The organism is Sabulicella rubraurantiaca, assembly GCF_017355885.1.
Classification (GTDB): domain Bacteria; phylum Pseudomonadota; class Alphaproteobacteria; order Acetobacterales; family Acetobacteraceae; genus Roseococcus; species Roseococcus rubraurantiacus.
The window spans coordinates 62,025-73,911 of record NZ_JAFEUU010000007.1 but is presented as its reverse complement, the minus strand read 5'-3'; the positions used below and the strand labels follow the sequence as shown (position 1 = coordinate 73,911).

At 71.0% G+C, this 11,887-nt stretch carries 14 protein-coding genes and 1 tRNA gene; 6 read left to right on the top strand and 9 right to left on the bottom strand.

Features of this window, described 5'->3' with window-relative positions; translation table 11 throughout:
• Window positions 1-5: 5 nt before the first annotated feature.
• Window positions 6-737 (top strand): IclR family transcriptional regulator, encoded by a 732-nt coding sequence (locus JTJ31_RS14040; protein WP_207539345.1) that lies wholly within the window; start codon window positions 6-8, stop codon window positions 735-737.
• 2 nt (window positions 738-739) lie between these two features.
• Here JTJ31_RS14040 and JTJ31_RS14035 read toward each other — a convergent pair whose 3' ends face one another.
• The gene (locus JTJ31_RS14035; protein WP_207539344.1) at window positions 740-1,594 is read right to left on the bottom strand and encodes an HpcH/HpaI aldolase/citrate lyase family protein; all 855 of its coding nucleotides are present in this window, start codon (window positions 1,592-1,594) and stop codon (window positions 740-742) included.
• Window positions 1,594-2,052, bottom strand: a complete 459-nt coding sequence (locus JTJ31_RS14030; RefSeq protein ID WP_207539343.1) for a MaoC family dehydratase — start codon at window positions 2,050-2,052, stop codon at window positions 1,594-1,596. The genes JTJ31_RS14035 and JTJ31_RS14030 overlap by 1 nt, the downstream gene beginning before the upstream one ends.
• Before the next feature lie 100 nt (window positions 2,053-2,152).
• Here JTJ31_RS14030 and JTJ31_RS14025 point away from each other — a divergent pair, with 100 nt between their 5' ends.
• Window positions 2,153-3,679: a class I adenylate-forming enzyme family protein gene (locus JTJ31_RS14025; protein WP_207539342.1), complete on the top strand. Its 1,527-nt coding sequence runs from the start codon at window positions 2,153-2,155 to the stop codon at window positions 3,677-3,679.
• 470 nt (window positions 3,680-4,149) lie between these two features.
• On the opposite strand, the gene JTJ31_RS14020 is transcribed toward JTJ31_RS14025, so the two are convergent.
• The 7 genes from JTJ31_RS14020 to JTJ31_RS13990 all read right to left on the bottom strand — a co-directional run bounded on the left by JTJ31_RS14020 (window position 4,150) and on the right by JTJ31_RS13990 (window position 9,123).
• Window positions 4,150-4,226 (bottom strand) — tRNA-Met (locus JTJ31_RS14020).
• 14 nt (window positions 4,227-4,240) lie between these two features.
• Window positions 4,241-5,329, bottom strand: a complete 1,089-nt coding sequence (gene mnmA / locus JTJ31_RS14015; RefSeq protein ID WP_207539341.1) for a tRNA 2-thiouridine(34) synthase MnmA — start codon at window positions 5,327-5,329, stop codon at window positions 4,241-4,243.
• On the bottom strand, window positions 5,326-6,021 hold the full coding sequence (locus tag JTJ31_RS14010) for a TenA family protein (RefSeq protein WP_207539340.1): 696 nt from the start codon (window positions 6,019-6,021) through the stop codon (window positions 5,326-5,328). Before JTJ31_RS14010 ends, mnmA begins: the two co-directional genes overlap by 4 nt.
• Window positions 6,008-6,337, bottom strand: coding sequence for a ferredoxin family 2Fe-2S iron-sulfur cluster binding protein (locus tag JTJ31_RS14005; RefSeq protein WP_207539339.1), 330 nt, complete (start codon window positions 6,335-6,337; stop codon window positions 6,008-6,010). Before JTJ31_RS14005 ends, JTJ31_RS14010 begins: the two co-directional genes overlap by 14 nt.
• A gap of 8 nt (window positions 6,338-6,345) precedes the next feature.
• Window positions 6,346-7,518 carry a cysteine desulfurase family protein gene (locus JTJ31_RS14000; protein ID WP_207539338.1) on the bottom strand — a complete coding sequence of 391 codons (1,173 nt, stop codon included), beginning with the start codon at window positions 7,516-7,518 and terminating at the stop codon, window positions 6,346-6,348.
• A gap of 8 nt (window positions 7,519-7,526) precedes the next feature.
• A complete protein-coding gene (locus JTJ31_RS13995) occupies window positions 7,527-8,606 on the bottom strand; it encodes a cysteine desulfurase family protein (RefSeq protein ID WP_207539337.1) in 1,080 nt (359 codons plus the stop codon).
• Between the two features lie 22 nt (window positions 8,607-8,628).
• Window positions 8,629-9,123, bottom strand: a complete 495-nt coding sequence (locus JTJ31_RS13990; protein WP_207539336.1) for an Rrf2 family transcriptional regulator — start codon at window positions 9,121-9,123, stop codon at window positions 8,629-8,631.
• Window positions 9,124-9,511: 388 nt separating this feature from the next.
• Here JTJ31_RS13990 and JTJ31_RS13985 point away from each other — a divergent pair, with 388 nt between their 5' ends.
• The 4 genes from JTJ31_RS13985 to JTJ31_RS13970 all read left to right on the top strand — a co-directional run bounded on the left by JTJ31_RS13985 (window position 9,512) and on the right by JTJ31_RS13970 (window position 11,869).
• Window positions 9,512-10,180, top strand: coding sequence for an alpha/beta hydrolase (locus JTJ31_RS13985; protein ID WP_207539335.1), 669 nt, complete (start codon window positions 9,512-9,514; stop codon window positions 10,178-10,180).
• Between the two features lie 108 nt (window positions 10,181-10,288).
• The gene (locus JTJ31_RS13980; protein WP_207539334.1) at window positions 10,289-11,239 is read left to right on the top strand and encodes a Bug family tripartite tricarboxylate transporter substrate binding protein; all 951 of its coding nucleotides are present in this window, start codon (window positions 10,289-10,291) and stop codon (window positions 11,237-11,239) included.
• A gap of 38 nt (window positions 11,240-11,277) precedes the next feature.
• On the top strand, window positions 11,278-11,508 hold the full coding sequence (locus JTJ31_RS13975) for a DUF3072 domain-containing protein (RefSeq protein WP_236020198.1): 231 nt from the start codon (window positions 11,278-11,280) through the stop codon (window positions 11,506-11,508).
• A 43-nt stretch (window positions 11,509-11,551) separates the two neighbouring features.
• Window positions 11,552-11,869, top strand: coding sequence for a hypothetical protein (locus JTJ31_RS13970; protein WP_207539332.1), 318 nt, complete (start codon window positions 11,552-11,554; stop codon window positions 11,867-11,869).
• Window positions 11,870-11,887 lie beyond the last annotated feature (18 nt).

Here is an 11,887-nt window from a genome sequence, read left to right as displayed (position 1 = left end):
CGCGCATGATCGTCCGGCAGGCGGCGCATGTCCTGGAGTTGCTGGAGTACTTCGCCAGCCGACGCCGCCCCGCGACGCTGTCGGAGGTGGCACAGGATCTGGGCTGGCCGCGCTCCAGCACGTTCAACCTACTGGGCACGCTGGCGGAGCGCGGCTACCTCTACGAACCGCGCGCGCGGGAAGGCTACTACCCGACGCCTCGCCTCCTTCACCTCGCCCGGGAGATCTCGGAGGCGGAGCCGCTGCCGGAGGCGGTGACGACCCTGCTGCGAGACCTCGTGGAGGAAACCGGGGAAACGGCCGGCATCGCCGCGGCGTCGGGCACGGAGGCGGTGTTCATCGAGGTGTGCGAGTCTCCCCGCCCCATCCGCTATTTCGCGCGGGTGGGGCTGCGCATGCCCATCCACAACACCTCCTGCGGCCGCGCCATCCTGTCGCAGATGGGAGCGACAGAGCGGGCCAGCGTGCTCCGCAAGGTTCCCTTCGAGCGGTTCGGCCCCGCCACGCCGATGAGCGTGTCGGAGGTGGAAGCGGAGATCCGCCGCTCCGTCGAGCGCGGCTGGTTCCAGAACCTCGCTGAGTTCAGCCAGGATTTGTGCGGCGTGTCCCTGCCGTTGCCGCTGGGCGGGCGGCAGCTCGCGCTGGTGGTGGCCGGGCCGCTGAACCGGATGCAGGAGCGCATTCCGGCGCTGGCGGCGCGGATGCGGCGCGGGCTGGACCACGCCCTCGCCGCCTGAAATCAGCCGCCTGCGGCGGCGAGCAGCCTTTCCGCCAGCCGCAGATGCGGCCGGTCCAGCATCTTGCCATCCATGCGCAGCGCCCCTGCCCCCGGCGCCGCGAAGGCCGCGACCACGCGCCGCGCCCAGTCGAGTTCCTCCGCATCGGGGGTGAAGGCGGCATTCACCACCGGGACGTGCTTCGGGTGAATCACTGCCTTGGCGCCGAACCCGTCGCGCCGCGCTTCGCGCGCATCCGCCTCCAGCCCCGCGAGGTCCTCGATGCCGGCGTGGATCGTGTCGATCGCCACCACCCCCGCCGCGGCGGCGCCGGCGAGGCAGAGGTTGCGCGCCATGCGGAACGGATCGGTCCAGCGCCCCTCCGCCCGCGATGCGAGGGCGCCGAGCGAGGCGGAGAGGTCCTCCGCGCCCCACATCAGCCCCCAGAGGCGCGGCCCCGCCCCGGCGTATGAGCCAAGGCCAAAGAGCGAGCCGGCCGTTTCCGTCGCGATGGCGATGATGCGGGTGGCGCCCGCTTCAATGCCGTGCGCCGCCTCAAAGGCATCGAGCCAGTGGGATAACTGCCGCAGTTGCTCCGCATCGGCGCATTTTGGTAGGGCGACGCCGTCCGGCCGCCCCGGCATGGTGGCGGCGAGGTCGCCCAGGGTCAGGCCGGTATCCTGCGCGTTCACGCGCACCCAGCGCCGCTGGGCGCCGCGCGGCGCCGCCAGCATCTCCGCCGTCAGGCGGCGCGCCTCCTCCTTGCGGTCGGCGGCGACAGCATCCTCCAGGTCGAGGATCAGCGCGTCCGCGTCCCCGGCGGCGGCCTTCTCGAACTTGCGCGGGCTGTCGCCCGGGACGAACAGGAAGGAGCGCATCAGACGGCAGCCGGACGGCGGCGCATCAGCCCGGTACGGCGGCAGGTCGCCACGATCTCGCCGCGCTGGTTCAGCGCCTCGTGCTCGAACTCGACAAGGCCAGCGTCGGGGCGGGAGCGGCTTTCGCGCTTGCTGACAATGCGCGTGCGGGCGCGCAGCGTGTCGCCATGGAAGACAGGCTTGGGAAAGCGCACGTCGGACATGCCGAGATTGCCGATGGTGGTGCCGAGCGTGGTGTCCTGCACGCTCATCCCGATCATGATCGCCAGCGTGGCGAGGCTGTTGAAGAGCGGCTTGCCCCATTCCGTCCCGGCCGCGAAATGCGCGTCGATGTGCAGCGGCTGCGGGTTCATGGTCATGAGGCTGAACATCATGTTGTCCGCCTCGGTGACGGTGCGGGAGAGTTCATGCTCGAACACCCGGCCGACCTCGAAATCCTCGAAATGCAGTCCTGGCACTTCCGCCCCCTTCGTTCACGAGCGTGGATGAGTTTTACAAGATCCTGAAACTACGGATGATGGCGCGGCCGGGCAAGCGACCGGCCGAATGGGAGGAACAATGAACCTGGCGAGGCTGCTCGATCGCGCGGGGCGCGTAGCCAGTGGGCGCGTGGCGATGTGGCGGGGAACAGAGCCGGTCGCGACCCATGCGGAGCTGGCATCGCAGGCGGCGGCGCTGGCGGGCGGGATTCGCGCGCATCTTGGCCTCCCCCCCGGCGAGCGTGTGGCGCTGCTGATGACCAATGGGCCGGAGACGCTGCCCGCCCTCTTCGCCTGCTGGCAGGCGGGTCTGGTCGCCGTGCCGGTCAACGCCAAGCTGCATGCGCGCGAGGTGGCCTTCATCCTGGAGCATTCCGGCGCGCGCCTGCTCTTCACCACGCCCGATTTGGCCGGAACGGCACAGGAGGCAGTGTCAGGGCTTTTGCCGCAGCCCGAGGTGATCGAGGCGGGCGGAGCCGCATGGCGCGCCCTGCTCGCCGCGCCGGTCCCGCCACACCCGCTGGAGGCGTCAGAACCAGCCTGGCTGTTCTACACCAGCGGCACGACGGGGCGGCCCAAGGGCGCCATCCTCAGCCACCGCAACCTCCTCGCCATGACCCAGGGCTACTTCACCGAGGTGGACTCCATCGCGCCCGGTGACGCGGTGCTGCATGCGGCGCCCATGTCGCACGGATCGGGCCTCTATGCCCTGCCGCATGTCGCGGCGATGGCGGGGCAGATCCTGCCCGAGAGCGGCGGCTTCGACCCGGAGGAGATCCTGCGCCTGCTGGCGCATCACCGCGGCGTGACGATCTTCGCCGCCCCCACCATGGTCGGGCGGCTGGTGCGCTGGCCGGGGACGGAGGGTGCCGACCTGTCGGGCCTCAAGACGGTCGTCTACGGCGGCGGCCCCATGTATCTCGCGGATTGCCAGGCCGCGCTGCGGGTGCTCGGCCCGCGCCTGGTGCAGATCTACGGCCAGGGCGAGAGCCCGATGACCATCACCGTGCTGCCGCGCCAGTGCCATGTGGATATTGAGCATCCGCGCTACCTGGAACGCCTCGCCTCCGTTGGCTTCGCCCAGGCCGGGATCGAGTTGCGCGTCGCCGCGCAGGATGGCAGCTCCCTGCCCCCTGGCGAGACGGGCGAGGTGATCGTTCGAGCCCCCACGGTGATGGAGGGCTATTGGCGCAACCCCGAAGCCACGGCGGCCTCGCTGCGCGATGGCTGGCTCTGGACCGGCGACATGGGCAGCCTGGACGAGGACGGGTTCCTGACGCTGAAGGACCGCTCCAAGGACCTCATCATCAGCGGCGGCAGCAACATCTATCCGCGCGAGGTGGAGGAGGTGCTGCTGCTCCATCCGGAGGTCGCGGAGGTCTCCGTCGTGGGACGTCCCCAGGCCGATTGGGGCGAGGAGGTGGTGGCTTTCGTGGTCGCCGCCCCCGGCACCTCCCCCAAGCCCGAGGCGCTTGACGCGCTGTGCCTCGAACGCATCGCCCGCTTCAAGCGGCCCAAGGAATACCGTGTCGTCCCGTCCCTACCGAAGAACAACTACGGCAAGGTGCTGAAGACGGAGCTGCGCCGCTGGCTGGAGCGGGGGTGAGCTCGCTGCGCATCGACCGCATCGCGACGATGAGGAGCTCGCGCAAGGCGACATCCTGCCTGATGTTCAGATCAACGTCGCCGATCTGACAACGATCATTCAGCAATCGATTTTCAGGAGTTCACTGTCACCATGCTGGGCTCGGCCCGGGAACCATTGTCTCGGGCATCATCGCGGCCGGGGAACAGGCTGCGGACGACCCGGCATTGCCGGGAGAGGGCGCGCGCGGGGTTTCCGCTCCGCGCGTGCCACCATCCCCCTCGCTTGCTTCCGCGGATGGCTCATAGGCTCGCCCGTGCTGGTGGATCGCCTCGGCACGCAGGGCAAACCGACAGCGCCGGCGCAACTTCGTATCGCTCGACTGCCCAGATGGTGCCCGGCCGAGACGGAATGTCCTGTCCCTGTTCGGGCGCAAACGCCCGAACTGCTCAGTGGGGGAGGGCGGAAACCAAGGATGTCCTAGGAAAACTTGGTAGCGGCGAGCGGACTTGAACCGCTGACCCCGGCATTATGAGTGCCGTGCTCTAACCAGCTGAGCTACGCCGCCCCTTGGGGCGCGATTTACGCGGCGCGGCCCGCCCGGTCAACTGCGCGGCGCAGGATGAAACCGCCCGCGAGGACGCGGCTGCCGTCATACAGCACCGCCGCCTGCCCCGGTGCCGCCACGGCGGGGGTGTCGGGCCGCAGCCGGAGCGTCGTGCCGTCCCAGGCGGCGGTCGCGGGCTGGGGCTGCTCGCGCCCGCGCAGCTTGGCCTCGCAGCGGAACTCGTCCTCAGGCGGGGTGATCAGCCAGTTCACCTCGCCGAGCGCCACTTCCTCCACCGGCAGCTCGGCGCGGTGGCCAACCACCACGCGGCGCCGCGCCGGGTCCAGCGCGGTGACGAAGAGCCGCTCGGGCGCCGAGACGCCGAGGCCACGTCCCTGCCCCACCGTGTAGCGCGCGATGCCGCGATGCGTACCGAGCACGGCGCCGCTCTCGTCCACGATCTCGCCTGGCTCCAGCGCCTCGGGGCGGAGCTTGCCGACCAGTGCGTCGTAGCGGCCTTCGGGGACGAAGCAAATATCCTGGCTGTCGGGCTTCTCGGCGACCGGCACGCCGAGCCGCGCGGCATGAGCACGGACCTCCGCCTTGCTTGCCAGGCCGCCCAGCGGGAAGAGCACGCGCGCCAGCTGCGCCCGGGTGGTGTGGGCCAGGAAGTAGCTCTGGTCGCGAACCGGATCGGCGGCGCGGTGCAGTTCGGGCAAGCCGTCCGGCCCGTCCAGCCGCCGGGCGTAATGGCCAGTCGCCAGCGCCTCGCAGCCCAAATCCTCGGCCAGGGCAGTCAGGTCCTGGAACTTCACGGTCTGGTTGCAGCGGATGCAGGGGATGGGCGTCTCGCCACGGGCGTAGCTGTCGGCGAAATCCTCGATCACCGCTTGGCGGAACCGCGTCTCGCGGTCCAGCACGTAGTGCGGGATGCCGAGGCGGTCGGCCACGTCGCGCGCGTCGCGGATGTCCTGCCCGGCGCAGCATGCGCCCTTCTTCTGGATGGCCGCGCCGTGGTCGTAAAGCTGCAGCGTGGCGCCGATCACCTCGTACCCTTGCTCCACGAGCAAGGCAGCGACGACGGAGGAATCCACTCCGCCCGACATGGCGACCAGCACCCTCATGCGGCCACGAGCCCCTGCTGCCAGAAGCGCTGCTCCAGCCGCGCCGCCTCAGCGAAATCCGCCGCGAGGCGGTTGAAGCGCGCGTCGCCGCCATGGGTCACGCCCAGGAAATCGATGCGCGCCGCCGCCGACTGGGCCAGGGCCTGATAGTCCTCGGCCGCGTAGGCCTCGATCCAGGACCGGTAAGGGTTGTTGGCGAGGTCGCAGGCCGGGTCGGCCATGATGCGCCGCGCCACCTCGCCATACCCCACCGTGCAGGGGGCGAGGGCGATCTCCAGATCCAGGATGTCGCCCGCGAGGCCGCGATCCATCACCCAGCGTGTGTAGGACACGGTCTCCGCCGTCTCGGGCACGCGCGTCACCTCGGCCTCGGAGAGGCCCCATTCGGCGCAGAAGCGGAGATGCAGCTTGGTCTCGTCCAGGATGGCGAGGACGCCGGCGGCCTTGGCGCGCATCGCCTCCAGGCTTTCCCCCTTCACCACCGCGAGCGCCTTGGCGCGGGCGAAGTGGATCAGGAACAGGTAGTCCTGGATCAGGTAGTGCTGGAACGCCTTGAGCGGCAGCGTGCCGTCCGACAGGCGCTGGACGAAGGGATGCCAGGTGTAGCCCGTCCAGTCCGCGCCGGCTGTGTCGCGCAGGCGGCGAAACAGCCCACCCTCCGCCCCGAAGGCGAGGGGGTCAGCCGCCTGCATTCCGGCTGCCCGCCGGCAGCTTCACCACCAGCCCGTCCAACGCCTCGGTCATGATGATCTGGCAGCCCAGGCGCGAGGTTTCCTGCAGGTCGAAGGCGAGGTCCAGCATGTCCTCCTCGTCCTCGGTCGGCTCGGCCAGCTTGGTGAACCAGCCCGCATCCACGACGACGTGGCAGGTCGAGCAGGCCAGCGATCCCTCGCAGGCGCCCTCGATGTCCACGCCGTGGCGGTGCGCGATCTCCAGCACGGAGAGGCCCAGCGGGGCCTCGACTTCGCGGCGCGTGCCGTCGCGCTCGATGAAGGTCATCTTCGGCATGATGCCCGTTACTCCGCGGCCTGCTGGGTGGAGGCGAGGGCGGCCCAGGCCTCGCGGAGCATCCGCGCCGCCCGGTCCACCTCGGCGGGCGAGGTAAAGCGCCCCAGCCCAATCCGCAAGGTGGCGCCGGCTTCCTCCGGCGGGAGCCCCATGGCGGAAAGCACATAGGAAGGCGTCACCTCCGCCGAGGAACAGGCCGAACCGGTGGAGAGGCAGAGCTCGGGCACCGCCGCCATCAGCGCTTGGGCGGAGACGCCAGGAAAGGTCAGGTTGAGGTTGCCGGCGACGCGGGACGCCGTGCTGCCATTGATCCGCAGCCCCGGCACGCCCTCGCGCAGCACGGAAAGGAAAAGGTCGCGCTGCCCGGCGATTCGGCCCGCATCCAGCAGACCCTCGGCCGCGGCGATGCGCGCCGCCTCGCCGAAGCCGACGACGAGCGGCGCGGGCAGCGTGCCGGAGCGCAGCCCCCTTTCCTGCCCGCCGCCGCTGAACAGCGGCGCGAGGCGCACGCGCGGCCGGCGGCGGACATAGAGCGCGCCGATGCCGCGCGGCCCGTAGATCTTGTGGGCGGAGAGGGAGAGCAGGTCGGCGCGGGTCTCCTCCACATCCAGCGGGATGCGGCCGGCTGCCTGGGCGGCGTCTGTGTGGAACAGCGCCCCCGCCTCCTTCGCCACGGCGCCGATGGCGGCGAGGTCCTGCACCACCCCCGTCTCGTTGTTCACCCCCATAACGGAGACGAGCAGGGTCGGCACGGCCAGCGCCTCGCGCAGCGTCTCGATGTCGAGCAGCCCATCCGGGCGCACCGGCAGGATCACCGGCTCGAAGCCCTCCGCCTCCAGGTCGCGCACGCTCTCCAGCACGCATTTGTGCTCGGTGGCGACGGTGACGATGCGGCGCCGCTCCCCGTCCCGGGCAAAGCGCGCCGCGCCCTTGATGGCGAGGTTGTTGGACTCGGTGGCGCCGGAGGTGAAGACGATCTCGCGCCGGTCGGCGCCGATGAGCTCCGCGACGTGGCCGCGCGCCTCCTCCACTGCCTCTTCCGCCGCACGGCCCATGGCATGCTCGGCGCTATGGGGGTTGGCGAAGTTCTCCTCCCACCAGGGGCGCATCGCCGCCAGCACGCGCGGGTCGAGCGGCGTGGTGGCGTGGTGGTCGAGGTAGATGGGTCGGTTGGGGCGCATCGCCACTTCTATGTGGCAAGGGCAGGGCGCCGTGACGAGAGGCGCGCGCGCACTCCCTCCCATGCGCGGCGGAAGCGCTCGGGCGTGTCGTCGGGCGCGTTCCAAGGCAGGGAGAGGCGGATGCCGCTGCCGGCATCCTCGCCGAATCCCATCGCCTCCAGCACATGCGACCGGGCCACCTTGCCGGAGGAACACGCCGCCCCGGCCGAGACCCGCACCCCGGCGAGGTCGAGCGCGATCACCACCGTCTCCGCCGCAACGCCCGGCAGCACGGCCAGTGCCGTGTTGGGCAGGCGCGGCGCATCCTGCCCCGCGATCACCGCCCCCTCGCCCAGCGCCGCCTCCACCGCGTCGCGCAGCGCGGCGAGGCGGGCGGCGTCGTAGGGCGCGGTCACCGCGGCGGCGAGGCCGGCAATGGCGGGCAGCGCCTCCGTTCCGCCGCGCCGCCCCTGCTCCTGGCCACCACCGGCGATCAGCGGCGACAGGGCGATGCCGCTCCGCAGCACGAGCGCCCCGGCGCCGGACGGGCCGCCTAGCTTGTGACCGGACAGCGCCAGGGTGTCGCCGGGCAGTTCGACGGAAAGCCGGGCGGCCTGGACCGCGTCCACGTGCAGCAGGGCCCCGTGCGCGCGGCACAGCGCGGCGATTTCCGATAGCGGATGCAGCACCCCCGTCTCGTTGTTGGCGGCCATGGCGCAGACCAGGGCGGGCGGGCCGTCGCGCAACGCCGCCTCTAGCGCCGCGAGGTCCAGCGTGCCGTCGCGAAGCACCGGCAGCACGGCGGCGCCAGGAGGCGCGGCGGCGCGCACGGCGGCATGCTCCGTCGCACCCAGCAGGACGCGGCGGCTGGGCGAAAGGGCATGGAGGGCCAACGCATTCGCCTCGGTCCCGCCCGAGGCGAAGACCACCTCGCCACCGAAGCGCGCGGCGACGGCGCGGCGTGCCTCCTCCAGGATGCGGCGGGCGGCCCGGCCCCCGCCATGGACGGAGGACGGGTTGCCGCCGGTTTCCAGGGCGCGCAGCACCGCCTCCCGCGCCTCGGGGCGCAGGGGTTCGGTCGCATTGGCGTCGAGGTCGAGGGGCATCATCGCCCCGGCAGGTGGCGCGCGTTCAGGCGCGGGTCAACTGAACACTTGCCGTGCCCTGCGCCGGAAGGGAGGCACGGCCCTGGACGCGGCCCTGCACCACATCCTCCAGCGAGACCCCCTCCAGGAAGATGCGGATCTGCTCGCCCAGCTCGGTCCAGAGGTCATGGGTGAGGCAGCGCTGACCCTGCATGCAGCCGGGCGAGCCTTCCTCGCAGCGCGTGGCGCGGATCGGCTCGTCCACCGCCTCCACGATCGCGGCGATGGGGATTTCCCGCGCCGGGCGAGCCAAGCGGTAGCCGCCCCCGGGGCCGCGGGCGGAGTTGACGAGCCCAGCGCGGCGCAACGGGCCAAACAACTGTTCCAGATAGGCCAGGGAGAGCATCTGCGCCGCGGCGATCTCGGCCAGGGAGACGGGTGGGCGGGGGCGTCCCGGGGCTGGCGGCGTTGCGGCGGCTTCGCGTGCCGCGAGATCCACCATCGCCATGACCGCGTAGCGTCCCCTGGTGGACAACCGCATCCGCCTGATCCTCTCACCTACCGCCATGCGCTGCGCCGCTATCAGCCATGCAGCCCTTGAGGCGATTCCATTAGAAAACCAGTTACGGGGCGGTTATGTTGCGAAAGCCCCGCGGCATTCTGCTCCGGGGTATCCCGGTGACCGCGCCGTGCCAATCTCCAAGGTGCTTCCTTGGTAAAAGAGGCTAGGCGTTCGCTGTTTGCCGCGTCAACCGCTCGGTCGGGCGGGAGATGACGGCTGGGCAGGAACGCTGAAGGGTTCCATCGGTTTCATGGCCGCGCGAAGGCGCGGCGCCAACGGCCTGGCGGAGCCGGTCTGGACAGGGTTTGCCCCCAGTCCAGGCCCGCTCCGCCAGGCCCCAGAACGAGAGACGGACGCGAAGGACACCATGCCTGAAGTCATGTTCGCCGGGCCGGATGGCCGCCTCGAGGGTCGCTATCATCACGCGAAGCGCCCCAACGCCCCTGTAGCGCTCCTGCTGCACCCGCATCCGCTGCATGGCGGGACGATGAACAATCGCGTCGTCCACAGCCTGTACGGCCGGTTCGAGGCGATGGGCTTCTCCGTCCTGCGCTTCAATTTCCGCGGTGTCGGCAAGTCCCAGGGCCGCTACGATGGCGGCATCGGCGAGATCGGGGACGCTGCGGCGGCGCTCGACTTCCTGCAAATGGTTAACCCCAACGCCTCCATGCTCTGGGTCGCGGGCTACTCCTTCGGCGCCTATGTCGGCATGCAGCTGCTGATGCGGCGGCCGGAGATGGGCGGCTTCGTCTCCATCTCGGCCCCGGCCTCGCACTACGATTTCGGCTTCCTCGCGCCCTGCCCGTGCTCCGGCATGATCGTGCATGGCGAGACGGACGAACTGGTGCCGGTGTCCAGCGTCGGCAAGCTGGTGGACAAGCTGAACACCCAGAAGGGTGTTACCATCGACTACCGCACCATCCCGGAGGCGGGACACGTCTTCACCCCCGACCAGGTGAACGTGTTGGCGGACATGACGGAGGACCACGTGCTCTCCGTCCTCAACCGCTCCCGCATGGCGCTGGCCGCCGACTGAGGCGCCCCGCACCACGCGGCAAAGGGCCGGCCCGCGAAAGCGGCGCCGGCCTTTTTCATGGGCACGGGACGCGGTATGGAAGCCGCCTGAACGAGGCCGAAACGTCCGATGCCCACACGCCGCGCCCTCCTGTCCCTCCCGCTGGCCACGCCCGCCCTCGCCCAGGGTGGCTGGCGGCCTGACCGTTCCCTCACCATGGTGGTCGCCTTCGCGGCCGGTGGCGGAACCGACCTCGCGGCGCGCACCATCGCGCGCTTCATGGAGAAGGATCTGGGCCAGCCCGTCGTGGTGCTGAACCGCCCTGGCGCAGGCGGCGAGATCGGCTTCACCGAGCTGGCGCGCGCCCGGCCCGACGGGCTGACCATCGGCTTCATCAACACGCCGCACATCGTCACCCTCTCCATCGAGCGGCGCACCCGCTTCCGGCTCGAGGATTTCTCCCTCCTCGGCAACATCGTGGACGATCCGGGCGGGCTGTGGGTGCGCGCGGATAGCGACATCCGCGACTTCGCCGGGCTGCTCGACGCGGCGCGGGCGCGGCCGGGGACGATCGGCTACGGCACTACCGGGGTCGGCTCGGACGACCACCTCGCCATGCTGGCGCTGGAGCGGCGTTCGGGTGCTTCCTTCCTCCACGTGCCCTTCGCCGGCTCTGCTCAGGTCAAGCAGAACCTCATCTCCCGCTCGATCCCGGTCGCGGTGATGAACGTGGCCGAGGGCGTGCCGGAGATGCGGCAAGGCGTGCTGCGACCCCTGGCGCAGATGGGCGCGTCGCGCTGGGCGCCCCTTGCCGAGGTGCCGACGCTGCGCGAGCTGGGCTTCGACGTGGTCGAGGGCTCGATGCGCGGCATGGCCGCGCCCGCCGGCTTGCCGCCCGAGGTGCTGGAACGCCTAGCCCTGTCCGTCCGCCGCACGGTGGAGGACCCGGAATTCCAGGCCAGCGCCACGCAGCAGAACCTGCCGCTGCGCTACCTGGGCCCCACGGAATATGCCGCCGAGCTTCAGGCCCTGCGCGCCAGCTACCAGGCGCTGTGGAACGAGCATCCCTGGCGCGACTGATCGGGCAACCGGGACCCATGTTCACGCATTGTTCGCACATGAGCAAGGAAGATCCCAACCCCAAGACCCAGCCGCAGCCCGGCAGCAACGCGATCAAGGATCCCGAGGACTGGACCACGGGCGACGAGCCGATGACCGGCGCCCAGGCCTCCTACCTCAAGACCTTGTCGGAGGAATCCGGCGAGGCCTTCGAGAAGGATCTGACCAAGGCCCAGGCCAGCATCAAGATCGACGAGCTGCGCGAGAAGACGGGCAAGGGCGAGAAGTAGCCCTTCCCACGCAACCCGCGGGCATGCGAGGGACTGTGGCGGCATGCGCCGCCGCGTCCTCCTGCTGGCCTTTCTCGCCCTGCCCGGCCCTGCCGCCGCGCAGCGCCGCGGGCGTTCGGCCGAGGCGCTGGAGGCGGCGCGCCGCTTCCTCTGCCCCAATGGCGGCACGCCGCAAGGGCGCGGCCGCTGCGCGCCCAGCGCTGGCGGCCGCGGCGGTCTGTCCTCCGACGTGGATCCCGAGGTGCGCGGCTGGGACCGTGGCATCGCCCCCGCCACCCGCGCCCAGCGCCCCTGCCCCGAAGGCACGCGCGCCGACACGGCAATCGCCAATCCCGGCGTGACACGCTGCGTCCCGGCGTGAAGCACGGCTAGGCTGCGG

Coding starts and splice junctions, on each gene's coding strand:
- JTJ31_RS14035 (WP_207539344.1), bottom strand. CDS start 1,594: ATGCGCTCCTTCCTGTTCGTCCCGGGCGACAGCCCGCGCAAGTTCGAG.
- JTJ31_RS13975 (WP_236020198.1), top strand. CDS start 11,278: ATGAGCAAGGAAGATCCCAACCCCAAGACCCAGCCGCAGCCCGGCAGC.
- JTJ31_RS13995 (WP_207539337.1), bottom strand. CDS start 8,606: ATGATGCCCCTCGACCTCGACGCCAATGCGACCGAACCCCTGCGCCCC.
- JTJ31_RS13970 (WP_207539332.1), top strand. CDS start 11,552: ATGCGCCGCCGCGTCCTCCTGCTGGCCTTTCTCGCCCTGCCCGGCCCT.
- JTJ31_RS14005 (WP_207539339.1), bottom strand. CDS start 6,337: ATGCCGAAGATGACCTTCATCGAGCGCGACGGCACGCGCCGCGAAGTC.
- JTJ31_RS13990 (WP_207539336.1), bottom strand. CDS start 9,123: ATGCGGTTGTCCACCAGGGGACGCTACGCGGTCATGGCGATGGTGGAT.
- mnmA (WP_207539341.1), bottom strand. CDS start 5,329: ATGAGGGTGCTGGTCGCCATGTCGGGCGGAGTGGATTCCTCCGTCGTC.
- JTJ31_RS14010 (WP_207539340.1), bottom strand. CDS start 6,021: ATGCAGGCGGCTGACCCCCTCGCCTTCGGGGCGGAGGGTGGGCTGTTT.
- JTJ31_RS13980 (WP_207539334.1), top strand. CDS start 10,289: ATGCCCACACGCCGCGCCCTCCTGTCCCTCCCGCTGGCCACGCCCGCC.
- JTJ31_RS14025 (WP_207539342.1), top strand. CDS start 2,153: ATGAACCTGGCGAGGCTGCTCGATCGCGCGGGGCGCGTAGCCAGTGGG.
- JTJ31_RS13985 (WP_207539335.1), top strand. CDS start 9,512: ATGCCTGAAGTCATGTTCGCCGGGCCGGATGGCCGCCTCGAGGGTCGC.
- JTJ31_RS14040 (WP_207539345.1), top strand. CDS start 6: ATGATCGTCCGGCAGGCGGCGCATGTCCTGGAGTTGCTGGAGTACTTC.
- JTJ31_RS14000 (WP_207539338.1), bottom strand. CDS start 7,518: ATGCGCCCCAACCGACCCATCTACCTCGACCACCACGCCACCACGCCG.